Here is a 19,219-nt window from a genome sequence, read left to right on the forward strand (position 1 = left end):
CACTATTACTCCGCACGATAGTTTTGAGGCTGAAGTTTATGTATTAACAAAAGAAGAAGGGGGAAGGCATACTCCATTTTTTCAGAATTACAGGCCTCAGTTTTATTGTAGAACAACAGATGTAACTGGAGAAATAACATTATTATCTGGAAAAGAGATGGTAATGCCAGGTGATCATGCAACATTAAGTATTAATTTAGTAGCTCCAATTGCTATGGATCAAGGGTTATCTTTTGCTATTCGCGAAGGTGGTAAAACTATTGGTGCAGGTAAAGTTTCTAAAATTATAAAATGATATTATAGGTAATTGCAGGTTAGTGATGAGTAGTAAAGATATTAGAATTCGCTTAAAGTCTTTTGATCATGCTTTGTTAGATAGGACTACCTTTGAAATTGTGCGTCTAGCAAAAAGTGCTGGTGCAAAAATTAAGGGAGCTATTTCTTTACCTAGGCGAATTCAGCGTTTTACATTTAATAAATCTCCGCATGTTAATAAAAAATCTAGAGAGCAATTTGAGATTAGAACTCATAAGCGTTTAGTGATTATTACTAACCCTACTCCTCAAACTATTGAAGTTTTAACAAAAATTACCTTAGCTCCAGGTGTTGATGTGCAAATTAATTAGTGCGTATTAAAATGAAAAATATTAGAAGCGGATTGATAGCAGAAAAATTAGGTATGGGTAGTAACTTTGATGAGAATGGTAAAAAGGTTGCTATAACTTATTTAAAAGTAGATATATGCCAAGTTTTATGGCATAAGTTAACTAGTAGTAGTGGATATAATGCCGTGGTTTTAGGTTATAAAGACGTTTCTCCTTTAAAAGTTAAAAAACCCATGCGTTCTATATTTTCTAAGGTGAAAATTAATCCTAAAGCTATAATTAAAGAGTTTAAAGTTGAAAAAGAACAAATGTTAAAGGTTGGTGATATTTTAGATGCTTCATATTTTAGAGTAGGACAATATGTTGATGTAAAAGGTATTCCAATAGGAAAAGGATTTGCTGGGCCAATGAAAAGACATGGTTTTCGAGGGTTGGAAGCAACGCATGGTGTGTCTATTTCTCATAGATCGCATGGATCTACAGGTAATAGAGCTTATCCAGGTCGGACATTTAAGAATAAAAAAATGGCTGGACGTATGGGAGGAAAAAAATTTGTTACTATAGCTAATTTAAGGGTTTATTCTTTTGATTTAGAGAAAAGGTTATTAGCAATACAAGGTGGTATTCCTGGCAAGAAGGGTGCAATAGTTTATATTACTGATGCTGTTAAAAAATTATTACTTTAAGTGTTAGGTAAAATAATGAAAGTAAAAATATATAATTTTCTCCAACAAAAAGCGGAAAAAGAAATTGATCTTAATCCGAATGTTTTTTGTTTAAAGTATAGGCCTGATATTGTAAAATTAGTAATAGGTTGGCAGTTAGCTAAAAGAATGTCTGGGACTCATAGTACAAAAACAATTTCTGGAGTAAGTGGGACAACTAAAAAGCCTTTTAGGCAGAAGGGTACTGGTAGTGCTCGGCAGGGTTCTTTACGTTCAGTTCAAATGAGAGGTGGGGGAGTATCTCATGGACCTGTAGTTAGAAGTCATGAATTTAATATTCCCAAAAAAATACGTAAGCAGGCTTTGAAATATGCATTGTCTTATAAGTTATCTACTGATAAATTGATGGTTGTTAATGATTTTAATATAGGAAGTAGTAAAACAGCTATTTTAAGCGGATTATTGAAAAAATATTGCTATTCTAGTTTTTTTTGTATCGATGACCATAATATAGATAAAAACTTTTTTTTAGCTTCTAGAAATTTATTTAATTTAAATGTTGTAGCTCAAATTGGAGCTAACCCATATGATATCATAAAGCATGATTGTGTGATGATAACTTTAGAAGCTATTAAAAGTTTAGAAATGAGATTAGTAGGATGAATTATAAATTTTATGATTTAATATTAAGGCCTGTAGTTACTGAAAAATCTACTTTAGCTTCAGAGCTGAAAAAATATGTGTTTTTTGTGCAACTTGATGCTGATAAGTATAACATAAAAAAGGCAGTGGAGAGTATTTTTAATGTTAATGTTGTTAAGGTTAATATTATTAATGTAATGGGAAAAGTTAAGCGGTTTAAAGGTGTTTTAGGTAAGCAAGTTAATAGGAAAAAGGCTGTAGTTACTATAGCAAAAGAACATGTTATTGATTTTGGTATTGGAGGTATAAAGTAATAATGCCATTAAAAATTTATAATGCAGTAACTTCATCTTTAAGGCAAGTAGTTCAAGTTGATAAGTCTGAGCTATGGAAGGGGCGGCCTTTAAAAAGATTAACCAGAGGGTTTAGTAAAACTGGTGGAAGAAATAATTTAGGTAGAATTACTGTTTGGCATAGAGGAAAAGGGCATAAGCAATTATATAGGATGGTAGATTTTAAACGTAAAGTAGTAGATATATATGCTACAGTAGAACGTATAGAATATGATCCTAATAGAACTGCTTTTATTGCTTTGATAAAATATGATGATGGTAGGTTTTCTTATATTTTAGCTCCTAAAGGTTTGAATATAGGGGATAAAATAATATCTAGTAAAAATGATGCTGAAATTAGTGTAGGTAATTGTTTACCTTTAGAAGTAATACCAGTAGGTACTACTATACACAATATTGAGATTAAAGCAGGTAAAGGTGGGCAAATTGCTCGCTCTGCTGGAGCATACGCAGTTTTATTAAATAAAGATTCTGGATATGCTCTAATAAGGCTTAGATCTGGTGAAGTAAGAAAGATATTACTAACAAGTAGGGCTACAATAGGTAGTGTTTCAAATATAGATCATAAAAACATATCGTATGGCAAAGCTGGGCGGGTTAGATGGTTAGGCAGACGGCCAGTGGTTCGTGGGGTAGCAATGAATCCTGTTGATCATCCACATGGTGGAGGAGAAGGTAAAACATCTGGTGGACGCCATCCAGTTACTCCCTGGGGTAAAAAAACTAAAGGTAAGAAGACTAGAAAGAATAAATTTACTTCTAAGTTTATTGTAAAAAGGAAAAATTAATATTATATTGGGTTTGATTTTATGGCACGTCCTGTATGGAAAGGTCCTTTTGTTAGGGAAAGTTTGATAAAAAAAGTAAATAAGTTGATAGAATCTGGTAAGAACAGTGTAATTAAAACATGGTCAAGAGAGTCAACAATAATTCCTACCTTTGTTAGGTTTGTTTTTGCTGTGCATAATGGTAATAAATTTATTCCTGTAGTTATTACTGAGGAAATGGTAGGTAGAAAGTTAGGTGAATTTGCTCCTACTAGGACTTTTCATGGGCATGCAGCTGATAGAAAAGTAAAAAGAAAATAGTGATTGGTATTGGTATGTTTGAAATGAAAAATTCTGCTGATGCAACTTTAAAAATGATTAGAGTTAGTCCACGGAAGTTGAATTTAATTGCAGGATTAATTAGAACTTTAAAAGTTTCTGATGCAATTGTGCAATTAAGTTTTTCAAAAAAAAGAGCAGCTATAAATGTAAAAAAATGCTTGCAGTCAGCAATTGCTAATGCGGAGAATAATAAAGGATTAGATATTGATAATTTAATAGTGTTGAAAGCAATTGTTGGTAAAGGCGGGGTAATGAAAAGATTAGTGCCTCGAGCTAGGGGGAAATCATCTAGAATTAAAAAGTTTTTTAGTAATTTATATATTACTGTTAGTGAAATAAATTAAGAGATAAAGAGATATTATTAATGGGACAAAAAGTTAATCCTTGTATATTTAGGATTGGGCCAAATTTACCTAGAAATTGGGAGTCAGTTTTATATGCTAAAAATAATTATTCTGATTTTTTACTGAAAATTTTAAAGATTAGAAAAATAATCAATCAGGAGTATAGACTTGCGCAGATCACTAAGATAGTAATTGAATGGCCATCAAATAAAAATATAATTATTAATATAGATGCTAAGAAGGTTGGAGTAATTATAGGTAAAAGTGGAAGTGATATTGAAAAATTAAAGAAAAAAATAGCAGAGATTACTTTTGCTGATGTGTCTATTAATATACGTGAAATAAAAAAGCCTGAAATAGAAGAAGTTTTTATTGCACAGACTATTGCACAACAATTAGAAAGGAGGCAATCTTTTAAAAAGGTTATGAAAAAGGCAATACAAGCTTCTATAAAGCAAGGGGCTAAAGGTATAAAAATTATATGTTCAGGGCGTTTAGGAGGGGTTGAAATTGCTAGGTCGGAGTCTTATAAAGAGGGTAGGGTTCCATTGCATACAATAAGAGCTGATGTAAGATATGCTACTGCGGAGGCAGTGACGACTTATGGAGTAATAGGAGTTAAAGTTTGGATTTATAATGGTAATGTTAATGAATCTAGAATTAAGGAAGTTAAAAATAATAGTTAAAAAATCATAGTTATGCTGAGTCCTAAAAAACAAAAATATCGAAAAGCACATAAAGGTAGAGTAGCTCTTAAGGCTAAGGCTGGTACTATGATAGCTTTTGGAGAGTTTGGATTAAAGTCTCTTGATAGTTGTAGGGTTACTAGTCGACAAATTGAAGCTGCTAGAAGAGCAGCTGTCAGGTGCATGAAAAGGCAAGGAAAGTTTTGGATTAATGTTTTTCCTAGTATACCAGTTTCAAAAAAACCAACTGAAGTTAGAATGGGGAAAGGAAAAGGTAGTTCAGAGTTTTTTGTTGTTAGGGTATCTATTGGTAGGGTAATGTTTGAGCTTGATGGAGTGAGTGAAGAGATAGCAATTAAAGCTTTAGAATTAGCTAGTGCTAAATTGCCAGTGCGAACTAAAATAGTAAAGCGTTATGAATGAGTTTGAAAAATATAGTGATCTATTTAATATTGAATTACAAGATTTAAATAATTTATTATTGAGATATAAAAAAGAATTATTTAATGCTAGACTACGAAATAGTATTGATGGGGCTAATACTATTAAGGGTATTGCTGGGTTAAGGAGGAAAGTTGCTCAAATTAAAACACAAATTTCAAAAATAAGAAAATAATTAAGAAAAAGAAATAAAATGCCAAGAAGAATTTTACAGGGGCAGGTGGTTAGTGCTAAACCGGATAAAACAATAATTGTAAAAGTTGAGAGAAAGTTTAAGCACCCGCTATATCAGAAAACTATTAAACGTGCTCGAAAATATGCTGTACATGATCCTAATAATTTATATAATGAAGGTGATAGAGTAACAATTATTGAAAGTCGTCCTGTTTCTAAAACAAAATGTTGGCTTGTTTTAGAAGGAAAAGAGGAAAATTGATTTACATAAGTATGATATTTTATAAATTTATAGAGTTAGATGAATGATACAAATGCAAACTATCTTAAGGGTTGCTGATAATTCTGGTGCAAAGGAAGTAATGTGTATTAAAGTATTAGGTGGTACACATCATATGATAGCTAGTTTAGGAGATGTGATAGTTGTTTCTATAAAGTCGGCAATACCAAAAGGTAAGGTCAAAAAAGGTGAGGTATGTAGGGCGTTAATTATTCGAACTAAGTGTGGTATTACTCGTTCTGATGGAAGTAATATTAAGTTTGATAGTAATGATGTTGTCTTGTTAAATAAACAAGAAGAACCATTTTGTACTAGAGTTTTTGGACCTGTGCCTCGAGAGTTAAAAGGAAAAAAATTTTCTAAAATAGTTTCTCTTGCTGAAGAAGTGTTATAATTATGAAAAAGATTAGAATTAAGACTGGAGATCAAGTACAAGTTATTACTGGTAAAGATAAAGGGAAAAGAGGGGTAGTGATTAAGGTACTTACTAAATTATCTAAAGTGATTGTTCAAGGTGTTAATTTAGCTAAAAAGCATGTAAAAGCTGATAAAAATAATTCTGGTGGTATTCTTACTAAAGAATTGCCTATACATATTTCGAATGTCGCTTATGTTGATTCTGTATCTTCTTTAATGACTAAAATTACTTATAAAAAATTAGATGATGAAAGAAAAGTTAGAATTTCTAAGTATTCTGGCAAAATTTTACAAGAAGAAGGAAAATAATGGCTTTAAGTTTTAAGGAATTATCTCTAAAAGAGATAAGAGAAAAAGATATACAGGAGTTACAAAAGCAATTTAATTATAGTAATTTTTATCAAATTCCTAGAATAAAAAAAGTTATAGCGAATATATGTATTAAGGATGCTGTAGCTGACTCTAAGATTATTTATCGTGTTAAAAAAAGTTTAGCTATGATTACTGGTCAAGAGCCGGTATTAATTAAAGCTAAAAAATCAATTGCAGCTTTTAAATTGCGGGAGGGAATGTTAATAGCGTGTAAGGTTACTTTAAGGCGGAAAAGGGCGGAGGATTTTATTAGAGGATTAGTTCTTAGAGTTTTTCCAAGGATAAAGGGGTTTAAGGGTTTTTCGATCAAAAGTTGTGACCAAAGTGGTAATTTTTCTTTTGGAGTGAAAGATATAGGAGATTTTATAGAAATGGATGATGAAGTGAAGAAAAAAGATATGACTGATAAGGAAATAGGTATGAATGTTAATATTGAAACTTCAGCTAAAAGTTCAACAGAATTGAGGGCATTATTGCGGATGCGTGATGTCCCATTTTACGATTAATCATGATATAGGGTAGATATGGCAAAAGTGAGTGCTATACAGAGAAATATAAAACGTAGTAAGTTATTTAATAAATTAAAATTGAAGCGGCAAAGACTAAAGTCTGAAATATATAATAAAAATTTATCTCTTGAAGAAAGATTTAATTTAGTATTAAAGCTATCAAATTTACCACGTAATTCTAGTATTACTAGAATTAGAAATAGATGTGCTGAAACAGGGCGTCCAAGGGGGTATTATAATCAGTTTGGGCTTTGTAGAAATGTTATACGAAAATTAGCTGGTAGTGGTATAATTCCTGGATTAAGAAAATCAAGTTGGTAATAAATGAATAAAAAAGAGAGTAAAGTATGTCAATGAGTGATACATTAGCTGATATGTTAACTAGAATTCGAAATGCTCAAAGAAGTAGGTTAATGTATGCTAATACATTTTTTTCTCGAAAAAAAGAAGCTATATTGAATGTTTTAGTTGAAGAGGGGTTTATACATTCATATTTGATTAAAGAAGTGAGGAATGGAGTTAAGGAAATTATTATTAAGTTAAAGTATTCTCTAAAAGGGGAGCCTAATATAAAAGAGATAAACAAGGTTTCTGCTCCTGGTAGGAGGGTGTATTTACCTATAAAAAAATTGAGGCCATATTATAATAATATGGGAATCTATGTTATCTCTACTTCTAAGGGAATAATATCTGATAGAATAGCTCGTAAGTTAGGTGTGGGTGGAGAAGTGATTTGTAAAATTTTTTGATATTTATGAAGGTAGTGTATATTAATGTCTAGAATTGGGAAGTTAGTTGTATCGATACCTAAAGATGTTGTAGTTGATATTAATGGTTTGTCTATATCTGTATCTGGGCCAAAAGGTAAATTATTAAAGTCATTTTTTGGTAGTATAACTGTGTTAAAAGAAAATGATAAGGTTATAGTAAAACCATTAAATAATGATAAACATTCTAGAGCTATGTGGGGCACAGTGCGAAGTATTATTAATAATATGATACAAGGAGTTAGTAATGGATTTACTAAGGAATTAGAAATAAAAGGAGTAGGGTATGCAGCTTCATTAAAAGGTAATTATTTAAATTTAGCTTTAGGAAAAAGTCATAATACTAAAATTGTAGTTCCTAGTGATATTCAAGTAACAGTTTCTAAAACCAATGCTATTTGTTTATTTGGTATTGATAAACAGGCTCTAGGGCAGTTTGCAGCTTTGATTATAAAACAGCGGCCAGCTGAGCATTATAAAGAAAAGGGTATTAAAATTAAAGGTCAATATATTCAATTAAAAGAAAGTAAGAAAAATTAATAATTGGTTTTAAATGCGCAATTCAAAAGATAGATTTCTGATTAGAAAAAATAGAGTTAGAGCTAAGATAGCAAAATTATCTAGTAATTGTCCTCGTTTATCTGTATTTAAGTCTAATCGCAATATATATGCTCAAGTTATTGAAAATATTGGTAGTAGTAAATCTAATACTATAGCTGCAGCAAGTACTTTAGATAAAGGTATTTCTACTGAGTTAAAGTATTATAAATGCAATGTTCAGTATGCTAAGAGAGTAGGGCAATTATTGGCAAAGAGAGCTAGTAATAAAGGAATAACAAGAGTGGTCTTTGATAGAAGTGGATACAAGTATCATGGTGTAATTAAAGCTTTAGCTGATGGGGCTCGAGAGAAGTTAAATTTTTAGTAATTATATATATTATGTCTAAAGAAGAAATTATTGTAGAACATTTAGTAAATGTTAATCGTGTAACTAAGGTAGTAAAGGGGGGGCGTAGATTTTCCTTTTCAGCTTGTATAGTATTAGGAAATAAAGCTGGAAGTGTAGGGTATGGCCATGGTAAAGCTAATGAAGTTAGTGAAGCTAGGTTTAAAGCTTCGCAAACTGCTAAAAAATATATGATACAAGTACCTTTATGTCAAGGTAGAACTATATATTATGATGTATATGGTAAAAGTGGTGCTGCAAAAGTGATGCTTCGTCGTGCAAAAGCAGGGACTGGAATTATAGCTGGAGGAGCTATGAGATTTATTTTTGATTCTTTAGGTATACAAGATGTTGTAGCTAAGTCTTTTGGATCTTCAAATCCTTATTCAATGATTGCAGCAACTTTAAATGCTTTAAAGCAGTTAACTGTACCAAGAGCAATAGCAGAAAGACGTGGATTAAAATTAAGTGAATTATCAGTTACAGTTCGTAAAAAAAAAATTATAAATAATAATGATGGTATATAAAAAAGTTAAGAATTCTAAAATGTGGAAATAAAAAATAACAAGGTATCTATGAAGTTAAATACTTTATATAATTTGGAAAGAGCAAAAAAGCATTCTAAAAGATTAGGGCGTGGTATTGGTAGTGGTAAAGGTAAAACCTGTGGAAGGGGGGTAAAGGGGCAAAAATCTAGGGCTAAAGTTGCTAAAGGCTTTGAAGGAGGGCAAACTCCTTTAATAAAGAGATTACCAAAGCGTGGTTTTAAATCTATTAATAAAGATAAATATAGTATTATTAATATTACTAAAATTTTATGCTTAATAAAAGCTAATAGAATTGACACTGGAGCAGTTATTGATAGGCTTTTATTATTAAAGTTGAAGGTTTTACCTAAAAATACTAATAAAGTAAAATTGCTGTGGGTAAGTTCTTGTAGTTCAGTCTTAAATAGTGAAAATATATCTTTTTTAACTAAATTTGATTTACAGTTTAGTTTTGATAAGTATTCTATATCTGCAAAAAAAAATATCCTGAATTTAGGAATAAAAGTAATTAATAATTAATATGCAGAATTCTTCTTTTTATGATCAACATGTAACTCTTATTTCTAAGATATTGTTTACGTTAGTAATGTTAATAATATGTAGGGTAGGTGTATATATACCTATAGCTGGTATAGATTCTAATAACTTAAAAGAGTTATTACCTCAAAATCAAGTTGGTATTTTGGGAATGTTTAACATGCTTTCTGGTGGAGCGTTTGTTAATATGTCTATATTTGCTTTAGCAATAATGCCATATATTACTGCTTCAATTATAATACAGTTACTGTCTATGGCTTATCCTGCTTTAGAAAATTTAAAAAAGGATGGAGAAAGGGGGAGGCAGCAAATAATTCAGCTTACACGATATTGTACTATTGCATTGGCTTCATTTCAAGCTTTTGGTATTGCAATATGGTTAGAGAATTTTGTTACTGAATCTGGAGCAGTTGTAATAATGCCAGGAGTGTTTTTTCGATTAACTACAGTTATAACATTAGTTGTAGGTACGATGTTTTTAATGTGGATTGGTGAGCAAATTTCTTCTCATGGAATTGGTAATGGGTCTTCGTTAATTATATTTATAGGGATAATATCTAGTATACCAAAGTCTATCATAGCTACTTTTGAATTAGCTAGAAAAGGTGAAGATTCTCCTTTTCTAGCTATAGCTATTATAGCGGTGATGATTATCTTAATAGGATTTATAGTATTTTTTGAGAAAGCACAAAGGAGGATTTTAGTTCATTACCCTAGACGTCAGTTAGGCAATAAAGTTTACGGTGGTGATACTACTCATATACCACTAAAGTTAAATACGGCTGGAGTTATTCCTCCTATTTTTGCTAGTTCACTGTTGTTATTTCCTCTGACTGTATTAAACTTATCTCAAAATAATAAGGATTCAGAAATTTTACAGTCCATAGTTAGTTATTTTAGTCCTGGCAAGATATTTTTTATATTATGCTATGGTTTATTGATTATATTTTTTAGTATTTTTTATACAGCTATAGTATTTAATTCAGATGAAACAGCTGAAATTTAAGGAAATATAATGCTTATATCCCAGGTAGGAGGCCAGGAAAAAATACTGCTGAATATTTTGATTATTTGCTTGGTAGAATAAGTGTTTTAGGAGCTCTATATTTATGTGTTGTATGTCTTATACCTGAAGTTTTAGGAAATATAATGCCTGGGGGCTTATTTACTTCTAGTGGTACGAGTTTACTTATTATAGTGAATGTAGTACTTGACACTTTATCACAGATTCAAACTCATATTTTTACTAGTAGATATGATGTTTTAGTTAAGAGAATGAAATATAGAGATAAATAGGATAGAGATTTGATATTAATTTTCATAGGCCCACCTGGTTCTGGTAAAGGTACTCAAGCTTTTTTGTTATCAGATGATTTTAGTATTATTTCTGTTGGGAAGGCTTTACGTGCTGTAATGGAAAGTAATACTGAAAAGGCAGATATTGTTAAAAATTTTGTTAAACACGGTAGATTAGTACCATCAGATATTACCAATAAAATTGTACTTGATGCTTTAAAAGATATAGGACAAGATAAAAATATAATACTCGATGGCTATCCTAGGGATATTTTTCAAGCTGAATTTTTACAAAAAAATTTGTCAATGGATTTTAAAGTATTATTTTTTGATATTGATAATGCAATAGTATTACTTAGATTAAGTGGACGAATAAGTTGTAATAATTGTGGAAAAATATATAACAAACTGTATTGTATGCCTAAAATTGATAGAGTTTGTGATATTTGTGGTAGTAGCGACTTTCAGAATAGAGTTGATGATGAAGAAAGTATAATTAAATCAAGATTAGAATCTTATGAGCAAGAGACCTTACCGTTGTTGGAATTTTATAAAGCTCAAAATAAGTTAGTATTAATTGATGCTAATCAACCTGCAGAAGTTATATTAAAAAATATAAAAAAAATATCAGGAATATATTGATTTTTTATGAAAATTATATTATTCAAGGCTTACAAGTCTAATTATTTTAAGAAAGTAAATTAAGAGGAATAAAAGTTCTATGGTCAGGATCTCAAATATTAATATACCAACCAGTAAAAGAGTGGTAATAGGCTTGACATATATATATGGTATTGGTAGATCAGCGGCAGAAAGTATTTGCCAAAAAGCTCAAATTTCGATAGATTCAAAAGTGAAAGATCTATCTAATCAAGAGCTAGTAATATTGAGATCTATAATAGAAAGCCAATATAAAGTTGAAGGTGATTTACGTAGAGAAATAAACCTTAATATAAAAAAGAAAAAAGATATTCGTTGTTATGAAGGGCTAAGGCATATTCGAAAGTTACCAGTTCGAGGACAAAACACTCATTCTAATGCTCGTACTAGAAAAGGCAAGGCTATTGCTATTGCTGGAAAAAAGAAACCTAATAAATAATTTAATAAAATGTATAATACGAAAACAAAAAAGAAAAGAAAAAGTATTACCCTCGGTATAGCGTATATAAAGTCTACGTTTAATAATACTATAGTTACATTTACTGATATGCAAGGTAATGCTATTGCAGCATTATCTGCTGGGGCAATTGGTTTTAAGGGAGCTAAAAAAGCTACTCCTTATGCAGCTCAGATTATAGTAGAAAAAGTTTCTGAAGTTGCTAAAGAACATGGAATAAAGACTCTTTCTATTCGTATACAAGGAGCAGGATCTCAGAGAGAATCAGCTTTAAGAGCTATATTTAATCAAAATTTTATTGTAACTAGTATAACAGATGTTTCTCCAGTAGCTCATAATGGTTGTAGGCCTCCAAAAAGGCGGAGAGTTTAAGTGAAATATGTTAGTTAGTTTATTAGTGAGGGAGAAATATGACAATACTTTTAGCTAAAAATTGGAATTCATTAATTAAGCCTGCAAAGGTTCAGTATAAATCTGTTGATAATAATCCTAATATTAAGACCATGATTGTTGAACCGTTAGAGAGAGGGTTGGGATTAACTTTAGGTAATTCCTTGCGTAGGGTATTATTATCTTCTTTGCGTGGAGCTGCAATTACTTCGATAAAAATTCCAGGTGTAGAGCATGAATTATCGCCGGTAAGTGGAGTTAAAGAAGATTTAACAGATATTATTTTAAATCTTCGAGGTATAATTGTTAAAATGGATTCAGTACAGAAATGTAATTTAAGGTTAGAGGTTTTAGGGCCTGCAGTTGTAACTGCAGGCATGATTACTGTTGCTGATAAGCAAGATGTTATGATTTTAAATCCCCAGCATGTTATTTGCAATCTAGATAAAGGCTTTAATCTAGAAATGGATCTTGTCTGTGAACAAGGGAAAGGATATGTTCCTGCTAATCCATGTAGTATGGAATCTTCGATAGGTGTAATTCGTCTTGATGCATTGTTTAATCCTATAAAGAAGGTATCTTATAAGGTTGAGAATTCAATGGTTGGGCAGGTGACAAATTATGATAAATTGATAATCACTGTTGAAACTAATGGTGTAGTTAATCCAGATGTAGCATTAGGCTTGGCAGCAAGAATATTGTTAGATCAATTACAGGTCTTTATTAATTTTCAAGAAGTTGAGGAAGAAAAGCCAGAAAAGGAAGAGCTTCAAACTATTAATCCTATTTTATTAAAAAAAGTATATGAATTAGAGTTATCTGTAAGATCTCAAAATTGTCTAAAGAATGAAAATATAGTTTATGTTGGGGATTTAGTAGCTAGAACTGAAAATCAAATGCTTAAGACAGCTAATTTTGGTCGTAAATCATTGAATGAGCTTAAGAAAATTTTGGCTAATTTCAATTTGGAATTTGGTATGAAAGATATAGGTTGGCCTCCAGAAAAACTTGAATCTCTTGCAAAAAAACATGAAGAGCAATATTAGTATTAAATAGAGGTAATTAATGCGTCATAGAATTAGTGGTAGAAAATTAAATAGAACAACTAGTCATTTGTTAGCAATGTTGTCAAATATGGCTGTAGCATTAATACAGCATGAGCAAATTAAGACTACTTTACCTAAAGCAAAAGAACTTAAGCGTTTTATTGAAAGGTGTATAACTATTGCTAAAAAAGGTAGCCTACATGATATTAGGAATTTAGTGTCTAAAATTAAGAATAAATATGCAGTAAGAAAATTGATAACTGTATTAGCCCTCAGATATGCTAACCGCCATGGGGGATATACACGGGTTTTAAGAGCTGGGTTTAGGTATGGGGATATGGCACCTATGGCGTATATAGAGTTTGTGGATCGTAATGTTGAATCTAAAGGTAAAGAATTAAAACAAAACTATAGAGATACAGAGCAGCTAGTAATAGAGCAGTCCAACTAACTAATATATCATGCAAAATAGATATAAATTAATGGTAATATTTTAAATTAGGATATAAAAATTTAAAGATGGCAAATCATAAATCAACTAAGAAATCAATTAGAAAGGATCAAAAAAGAACATTGATAAATAAAAGTAGAAAGTCCAATGTTAGGACCTTTTTAAAGAAAGTAGCATTAGCAATTAATGCTGGTGATAAGAAGGTAGCTAGTGAGGCTTTGAGTGCAGCTCATTCTAGATTAGCTAAAGGAGTTAATAAAGGAATTTTAAAATTAAATACTATTTCAAGAAAAGTTAGTAGGTTATCTAAAAAAATAAAACAACTTGAAGATTTAAATTAGTTAATATAATTATTTATATGCTATATTTAGTGTTCGATACTAATGTTTTTTGTTAATTTTTAATATAGCAATGTCAACTTCTATAGTTCCGCCAATAGCAAAGAAAATATTCCATAGTTTTACTGTAAATAATAACAAAATTAGAGATGATTTTGCATGGCTTAGGGATCGTGAATGGCCAAAACAGGTGAAGGATAAGTCAATATTATCTTATCTTGAGTCTGAGAATAGTTATGCTGATGCATATTTTAATCAGTATCAGCTAATGATTACTGAAATATATAAAGAGCTGAAGTCTAGAATAAGGCTTACTGATCAGTCGCCATATACTAAAAAGAAGGATTATTTTTATTATATTAGAACCGAAGCTGAGAAAGCATATCAGATTTTTTGTCGAAAATATGGTAGTATGGATGCAGAGGAAGAAATAATATTAGATATAAATGACTTAGCTAAGCAGTATTCATTTGTATCAATTGGGTCTTTTAGTGTCTCACCGGATAATAGTTATGTTGCTTATTCAGTTAACTATGATGGTAGTGAGCGCTATACGATAAAAGTACTTGATCTTAATACTAATACTCATTTAATGGATGAAATACCTCAAGTGATTGGTAATATAGTATGGCATGAAGAGATTTGTGGTTTTTTTTATACTAAAACTAATAAGTATTGGCGCTCAGACAAGGTTTTGTTTCATAAACTGAATAGTGATCTGGAATATGATAAGCTTATTTTAGAGGAAAAAAATGCCTTATATAATCTTGTTATTCAAAAATCTAATGATGCAAAGTATCTCTTTATTGAATCATCAGGCCATGATAATAATGAATACTATTTTGTTAGTACTAAAGATGCAAGTTTAATTCCTTATATAATTCAGCAACGTATGCCTAAAGTAATATATGATGTTGAGCATTATAACGGAGAGTTTTTTATTTTAACTAATGATATAAATGAGAATTTTCGGCTTGCAGTGACTAAAGTGGAGAATCCTAGCCAAAAATATTGGAAAACTTTTATTGCATTTTGTGAAGGTGAATATTTAAAATCATTTGATATATCTAAGAGTTGTTTAATTATTACATATAAAGTTAATGGTCTTAGTGCAATTAAAATATTAAATTTTACAAATAATAAGATAAAAACTTTAAACTTTGATGAGCAGGTTTTTTCAGCTATAGCTTATACTAGTAATTTTGAAGAGGATGATATTAGGGTTGAATATTCTTCTCTAAGACAGCCTAAAATAGTTTATCAATATGATTTAGTTTTAGATAAATTAAATATTTTGAAAAAAAATGAGATACCTGGAAGTTTTAGTTCAGAAGAGTATGAAGTTGAAAGATTGTATGCTAATAACAATAATACTTTGATACCAATTTCCTTAATTTATAAAAAGTCTAAATTTAAGCGTGATGGTTCTAATCCGGTGTTTTTATATGGATATGGTTCCTATGGAATATCAATTAGTCCTTCATTTAACAGTAATATATTTTCATTAGTAGATCGTGGTATTATTTATGCTTTAGCCCATATTAGGGGAGGGGATGACTTAGGGTATAGTTGGTATACACAAGCTAAATTTTTAACTAAAAAAAATACTTTTGAAGATTTTATCTGTTGTAGTAAACATTTAATTGAAAATAATTATACTAGCAAAGGTAATATTATAATTAGTGGAGGTAGTGCTGGAGGATTATTAATAGGAGCTGTTATTAATACTAATCCTGAACTATATAAAGCAGCAATTTTACATGTACCATTTGTAGATGTATTAAATACTATGCTTGATTCATCGTTACCGCTAACTCCTGGTGAGTATGATGAGTGGGGTGATCCACAAAAACCAGAGTATTTCGATTATATTAGATCTTATTCACCTTATGATAATATAAAAGCCCAGCATTATCCTCATATATATGTTAGTGCTGGTTTAAGCGATTTAAGAGTAGGTTATTGGGAAGCAGCAAAATGGGTTGCTAAGTTGCGCTCATTAAAAACTGATAGTAATAAGTTAATTTTAAAAATGAATATGAACTTAGGTCATAGTGGTCCTAGTGATCGCTTTGAGTCTTTAAAAGAACAAGCACAAGATTATTGCTTTGTTTTAAGTTTGTTAAATAACTAAAGAAATCATTTCATTTAATAAAAAATGCTAAGTTATAGTAATTTTTTTGATAATCACTTGCATAACATAAAGCTAGAGGGAAGATATAGGAAGTTTACATGTATTAAAAGATCTACTACAGATTTTCCTTATAATGTCTGTATGCAAACAGGGAAAAAAGTTTTGATATGGTGTACTAATGATTATTTGGGTATGAGCTTTCATTCAGAAGTTATATTATCAGCAATTCAAGCTATTAAACAGATGGGAGTAGGAACTGGAGGAACTAGAAATATTGGTGGTAATAGTAGTTCTATAGTTGAACTTGAAAGGTTACTAGCAATACTACATAAAAAACAACAAGCTTTAGTTTTTACTTCTGGATATGTTGCAAATGATGCAACATTACAAAGTTTAGCTCAAATTATTCCAGGTCTAATATTTATTTCTGATGAATATAATCATGCATCTATAATTGCTGGTATTCGAAACTCAAGAGCAGAAAAGCATATTTATTGCCATAATGATGTACAATCTTTAAAACAAATTTTATCGTCTATACCAGTAAATCAGCCTAAGATTATTGTATTTGAAGCAATTTATTCTATGAGTGGAGCTATTGCTCCTATAGAAGAAATTTGTAGTTTAGCTAAGCAATATAATGCATTAACATACATTGATGAAGTACATAGTGTTGGATTATATGGAGATGATGGGGCTGGGTTATGTAGCTTAACTGGCTTATCAAACCAAGTTGATATTATACAAGGAAATTTGGCTAAAGCTTATGGAGCCATTGGAGGCTATATTGCTGCTGATAGTAGCATTATTGATGCGATTAGGTCAACAGCATCAGGATTTATTTTTACAACTGCATTGCCTCCAGTAATTAGTTGTGCAGCTATGACTAGTATAAGATACTTAATGGAATCTAATAAAGAAAGACTTAAACTTCAAGAAACTGTTACTAAACTGAAGTATAGTTTAGCAAAAGCTGGTATAAAATATTTAAATAATAATAGCCATATTATAGCTATAGTTATTGGTGATCCAATTTTAACTCAGCAAGTTGCTCAAACTTTGTTAGAGGAGTATAATATATATATTCAAGCTATTAACTTTCCAACAGTACCAAGAGGAACAGAAAGATTGCGCATTACTCCTACTCCATTTCATACTGATAAAATGATAGATGATTTAACAGCAACTTTAAAACATATATTATTAAGCCTCAATATATCTATGGCGTTTAACCCTTGCAATATTATTACCGATTCTGCATAAGAAGTGAAAACTCAAAATTTGAATGTAAAACAGCTGCTACGATAGTTTTCTATAGACTATATCAACTTTTCATGACTGTGCAGTATATCCTAAGTTTAATATATAGCTTAAATTGTTATGGAAATGAAAATATAAGGCTAAGCAAAGCTAAGCATCAGGTACAAGTAGCTGAATCAATATAATAATAAAAGAAAAAGACATTGAAACTGAGCAAGAATTTATCCCTCTTTTGCTCGATACTTCAAATTATCAGATAGTGCTGACGAGCTAAGTGGATACTGTTTCTTTCACAGTGATTTTGATAATATAAGTTCTGGTTCAAAAGAAAAACAACTTTTAAATATAGTTCTTAAAAACAACAGCATTTATTTACTTTTGAACACCTAGATCACAACTATATACTTTAATTTGAGCCACAATGTGTCTAATAACTTCTTCATTATGATTAGCAGCAGCTGTTGCTTCTTGATGTTGTCTTAATTTCTTCAAAGCAATTTCTTTATTACGATAAGCTGCTCTATAATCTGAACTACTAATAGCTAAATTAAAATTTTCTATTGCCTCTTGATATTGTCCTAATTTGGTCAAAGCAAGTCCTTTATTGTTATAAGCTTCCGCGTTATATTGTGTTATTATTCCAACAATAACTATCATAGTTTTTATTAATTCCACAACTATTAATTATAAATATTCTTACTATAGATCATAAATCATCTCCTAGATTCTAGCTATAGCAGAAATTTTTTAATTAGTTTGCATATAATAGCTAAATCATAATTTTTTATTGCTTTTTGATATTGTCTTAATTGAAAAAATGAATTCCCCTTACTAAAATATTTTTCTTATAGCGTATTTTTATCCTGAATTAAATTATGTTATATAAAGCTGCTTAATAATACTGTCATAAATTTCATATGATTATTAATTTCCCTTAACTTTTAATTTTTAGCCTTATTTTAATACTATCAGAAAATTTATCGATATTCTTTTATTTTTTATCACTAGTATTTGTATAATTAAAGATCATATCCTAAACTGTAATTAAATTTGCAAAATTTGTTAATTAACCTATAAGAGAAGTTATCTTTTGTTGCTAACTTGTGTTAAAGAGATAGAAAAATGAATATTTTAAGAACTTTATTAATTCTGATTGTTTTGTTTACATTTAATAATGTATATGCGGTAGAGTATGAGCTGCAAGATAACAAGCTACTAGAGATAGAAATTGCTGAATATGGACCAACAAGACTCAGCCTAAAATCTGATAAAATCAACAATATATTTGCTTATCCGCAAGATGCAGCTGAGATGGTAATTCATAATTCCGGCTGTATTTTTGTTGTACCACAGCAAGGTAAAAACAAGCTTTATTTAACATTGATTAGTGAAAACGAAACAATACAAGATTTAAAACTGATTTTTGTTTCAAAGAATCCAAGTCCTGTAATGCTTATTAAAACATCTGATAGTGAATCGATAGAGTTTCCAAATGGTCCACTAGATAAAGTAGATAGTCTTTCTAGTGGAAAGCTCAAAACTATAGGTATATCCAGTGCAACTATTTTATCATCGATTTGGGCTATAGCTAGAGGTAATATCAAGCTTGCTGGAGTCATGGTAGCAATTGGTATTGTTTTAGGTTTGTTCCTAAATTGGCTTGCTAGTGGAGTGAAAATTAACTGGCGTTTAGAACTGAAAAATTTAAATGCTAAGCAATTCATTTACAAAGTAATTATTCAAGATAAGCCAGTAATAAGCTTAGTTGGTGTAGCAATATTAGTCACTTTTG

At 30.2% G+C, this 19,219-nt stretch carries 30 protein-coding genes and 2 pseudogenes; 31 read left to right on the plus strand and 1 reads right to left on the minus strand.

Going from position 1 to position 19,219, the window contains the following annotated elements; genetic code table 11:
• From OCHUTO_RS03850 to hemA, 30 genes and pseudogenes are all read left to right on the plus strand, one after another.
• Positions 1-295: EF-Tu C-terminal domain-related protein (locus OCHUTO_RS03850; RefSeq protein WP_045797489.1), on the plus strand; the 295-nt coding region annotated here is incomplete at its 5' end.
• Between the two features lie 25 nt (positions 296-320).
• Entirely contained in the window at positions 321-626 is a 306-nt protein-coding gene (rpsJ, locus tag OCHUTO_RS03855; RefSeq protein ID WP_045797490.1) for a 30S ribosomal protein S10, read from the plus strand.
• A gap of 20 nt (positions 627-646) precedes the next feature.
• Positions 647-1,291, plus strand: coding sequence for a 50S ribosomal protein L3 (gene rplC / locus OCHUTO_RS03860; protein WP_045797515.1), 645 nt, complete (start codon positions 647-649; stop codon positions 1,289-1,291).
• Positions 1,292-1,306: 15 nt separating this feature from the next.
• Positions 1,307-1,933: a 50S ribosomal protein L4 gene (rplD, locus tag OCHUTO_RS03865; protein ID WP_045797516.1), complete on the plus strand. Its 627-nt coding sequence runs from the start codon at positions 1,307-1,309 to the stop codon at positions 1,931-1,933.
• Positions 1,930-2,226 carry a 50S ribosomal protein L23 gene (rplW, locus tag OCHUTO_RS03870; protein WP_045797491.1) on the plus strand — a complete coding sequence of 99 codons (297 nt, stop codon included), beginning with the start codon at positions 1,930-1,932 and terminating at the stop codon, positions 2,224-2,226. Before rplD ends, rplW begins: the two co-directional genes overlap by 4 nt.
• A gap of 2 nt (positions 2,227-2,228) precedes the next feature.
• Positions 2,229-3,053: a 50S ribosomal protein L2 gene (gene rplB, locus OCHUTO_RS03875; protein WP_045797492.1), complete on the plus strand. Its 825-nt coding sequence runs from the start codon at positions 2,229-2,231 to the stop codon at positions 3,051-3,053.
• A gap of 21 nt (positions 3,054-3,074) precedes the next feature.
• Positions 3,075-3,353 (plus strand): 30S ribosomal protein S19, encoded by a 279-nt coding sequence (rpsS, locus tag OCHUTO_RS03880; RefSeq protein ID WP_045797493.1) that lies wholly within the window; start codon positions 3,075-3,077, stop codon positions 3,351-3,353.
• A 14-nt stretch (positions 3,354-3,367) separates the two neighbouring features.
• Complete coding sequence (gene rplV / locus OCHUTO_RS03885) at positions 3,368-3,718, plus strand: 50S ribosomal protein L22 (protein ID WP_045797517.1); 351 nt, start codon at positions 3,368-3,370, stop codon at positions 3,716-3,718.
• A gap of 20 nt (positions 3,719-3,738) precedes the next feature.
• Positions 3,739-4,404, plus strand: a complete 666-nt coding sequence (gene rpsC, locus OCHUTO_RS03890; RefSeq protein WP_045797494.1) for a 30S ribosomal protein S3 — start codon at positions 3,739-3,741, stop codon at positions 4,402-4,404.
• A 12-nt stretch (positions 4,405-4,416) separates the two neighbouring features.
• Complete coding sequence (rplP, locus tag OCHUTO_RS03895; protein ID WP_045797495.1) at positions 4,417-4,827, plus strand: 50S ribosomal protein L16; 411 nt, start codon at positions 4,417-4,419, stop codon at positions 4,825-4,827.
• Entirely contained in the window at positions 4,820-5,020 is a 201-nt protein-coding gene (gene rpmC, locus OCHUTO_RS03900) for a 50S ribosomal protein L29 (RefSeq protein WP_045797496.1), read from the plus strand. The genes rplP and rpmC overlap by 8 nt, the downstream gene beginning before the upstream one ends.
• Positions 5,021-5,038: 18 nt before the next feature.
• On the plus strand, positions 5,039-5,281 hold the full coding sequence (gene rpsQ / locus OCHUTO_RS03905; protein WP_045797497.1) for a 30S ribosomal protein S17: 243 nt from the start codon (positions 5,039-5,041) through the stop codon (positions 5,279-5,281).
• Between the two features lie 43 nt (positions 5,282-5,324).
• The gene (gene rplN, locus OCHUTO_RS03910) at positions 5,325-5,693 is read left to right on the plus strand and encodes a 50S ribosomal protein L14 (RefSeq protein ID WP_045797498.1); all 369 of its coding nucleotides are present in this window, start codon (positions 5,325-5,327) and stop codon (positions 5,691-5,693) included.
• A gap of 2 nt (positions 5,694-5,695) precedes the next feature.
• A complete protein-coding gene (gene rplX / locus OCHUTO_RS03915; RefSeq protein WP_045797499.1) occupies positions 5,696-6,025 on the plus strand; it encodes a 50S ribosomal protein L24 in 330 nt (109 codons plus the stop codon).
• Positions 6,025-6,594 (plus strand): large ribosomal subunit protein uL5, encoded by a 570-nt coding sequence (gene rpl5 / locus OCHUTO_RS03920; protein ID WP_045797500.1) that lies wholly within the window; start codon positions 6,025-6,027, stop codon positions 6,592-6,594. Before rplX ends, rpl5 begins: the two co-directional genes overlap by 1 nt.
• A gap of 18 nt (positions 6,595-6,612) precedes the next feature.
• A complete protein-coding gene (rpsN, locus tag OCHUTO_RS03925; protein ID WP_045797501.1) occupies positions 6,613-6,918 on the plus strand; it encodes a 30S ribosomal protein S14 in 306 nt (101 codons plus the stop codon).
• 26 nt (positions 6,919-6,944) lie between these two features.
• Positions 6,945-7,346: a 30S ribosomal protein S8 gene (rpsH, locus tag OCHUTO_RS03930; protein ID WP_045797502.1), complete on the plus strand. Its 402-nt coding sequence runs from the start codon at positions 6,945-6,947 to the stop codon at positions 7,344-7,346.
• Between the two features lie 24 nt (positions 7,347-7,370).
• The gene (gene rplF / locus OCHUTO_RS03935; RefSeq protein ID WP_045797503.1) at positions 7,371-7,904 is read left to right on the plus strand and encodes a 50S ribosomal protein L6; all 534 of its coding nucleotides are present in this window, start codon (positions 7,371-7,373) and stop codon (positions 7,902-7,904) included.
• A 13-nt stretch (positions 7,905-7,917) separates the two neighbouring features.
• Positions 7,918-8,289: a 50S ribosomal protein L18 gene (gene rplR, locus OCHUTO_RS03940; RefSeq protein WP_045797504.1), complete on the plus strand. Its 372-nt coding sequence runs from the start codon at positions 7,918-7,920 to the stop codon at positions 8,287-8,289.
• A gap of 14 nt (positions 8,290-8,303) precedes the next feature.
• Positions 8,304-8,837: a 30S ribosomal protein S5 gene (rpsE, locus tag OCHUTO_RS03945; protein ID WP_045797505.1), complete on the plus strand. Its 534-nt coding sequence runs from the start codon at positions 8,304-8,306 to the stop codon at positions 8,835-8,837.
• Between the two features lie 48 nt (positions 8,838-8,885).
• Positions 8,886-9,377: a 50S ribosomal protein L15 gene (gene rplO / locus OCHUTO_RS03950; RefSeq protein ID WP_045797506.1), complete on the plus strand. Its 492-nt coding sequence runs from the start codon at positions 8,886-8,888 to the stop codon at positions 9,375-9,377.
• 1 nt (position 9,378) lies between these two features.
• Positions 9,379-10,691: pseudogene (gene secY, locus OCHUTO_RS03955) on the plus strand (preprotein translocase subunit SecY).
• A gap of 9 nt (positions 10,692-10,700) precedes the next feature.
• Positions 10,701-11,333 carry an adenylate kinase family protein gene (locus OCHUTO_RS03960; RefSeq protein WP_045797507.1) on the plus strand — a complete coding sequence of 211 codons (633 nt, stop codon included), beginning with the start codon at positions 10,701-10,703 and terminating at the stop codon, positions 11,331-11,333.
• A 79-nt stretch (positions 11,334-11,412) separates the two neighbouring features.
• A complete protein-coding gene (gene rpsM / locus OCHUTO_RS03965; RefSeq protein WP_045797508.1) occupies positions 11,413-11,790 on the plus strand; it encodes a 30S ribosomal protein S13 in 378 nt (125 codons plus the stop codon).
• 9 nt (positions 11,791-11,799) lie between these two features.
• A complete protein-coding gene (gene rpsK / locus OCHUTO_RS03970; RefSeq protein ID WP_045797509.1) occupies positions 11,800-12,180 on the plus strand; it encodes a 30S ribosomal protein S11 in 381 nt (126 codons plus the stop codon).
• Between the two features lie 38 nt (positions 12,181-12,218).
• The gene (locus tag OCHUTO_RS03975; RefSeq protein WP_045797510.1) at positions 12,219-13,244 is read left to right on the plus strand and encodes a DNA-directed RNA polymerase subunit alpha; all 1,026 of its coding nucleotides are present in this window, start codon (positions 12,219-12,221) and stop codon (positions 13,242-13,244) included.
• Positions 13,245-13,263: 19 nt separating this feature from the next.
• Positions 13,264-13,695, plus strand: a complete 432-nt coding sequence (gene rplQ / locus OCHUTO_RS03980; protein WP_045797511.1) for a 50S ribosomal protein L17 — start codon at positions 13,264-13,266, stop codon at positions 13,693-13,695.
• A 68-nt stretch (positions 13,696-13,763) separates the two neighbouring features.
• The gene (rpsT, locus tag OCHUTO_RS03985) at positions 13,764-14,036 is read left to right on the plus strand and encodes a 30S ribosomal protein S20 (protein WP_045797512.1); all 273 of its coding nucleotides are present in this window, start codon (positions 13,764-13,766) and stop codon (positions 14,034-14,036) included.
• Positions 14,037-14,106: 70 nt separating this feature from the next.
• The gene (locus OCHUTO_RS03990) at positions 14,107-16,167 is read left to right on the plus strand and encodes a S9 family peptidase (protein WP_084215404.1); all 2,061 of its coding nucleotides are present in this window, start codon (positions 14,107-14,109) and stop codon (positions 16,165-16,167) included.
• A gap of 24 nt (positions 16,168-16,191) precedes the next feature.
• Positions 16,192-17,430 carry a 5-aminolevulinate synthase gene (gene hemA / locus OCHUTO_RS03995; RefSeq protein ID WP_045797513.1) on the plus strand — a complete coding sequence of 413 codons (1,239 nt, stop codon included), beginning with the start codon at positions 16,192-16,194 and terminating at the stop codon, positions 17,428-17,430.
• Positions 17,431-17,799: 369 nt separating this feature from the next.
• On the opposite strand, the gene OCHUTO_RS04000 is transcribed toward hemA, so the two are convergent.
• Positions 17,800-18,102 (minus strand): tetratricopeptide repeat protein, encoded by a 303-nt coding sequence (locus OCHUTO_RS04000; protein WP_045797514.1) that lies wholly within the window; start codon positions 18,100-18,102, stop codon positions 17,800-17,802.
• Positions 18,103-18,762: 660 nt separating this feature from the next.
• Between OCHUTO_RS04000 and OCHUTO_RS07130 the strand changes: the two are divergent.
• A pseudogene (locus OCHUTO_RS07130) lies at positions 18,763-19,110 on the plus strand (hypothetical protein); the annotation flags it as partial.
• Positions 19,111-19,219 lie beyond the last annotated feature (109 nt).

The organism is Orientia chuto str. Dubai (assembly GCF_000964595.1).
Taxonomy (GTDB): domain Bacteria; phylum Pseudomonadota; class Alphaproteobacteria; order Rickettsiales; family Rickettsiaceae; genus Orientia; species Orientia mediorientalis.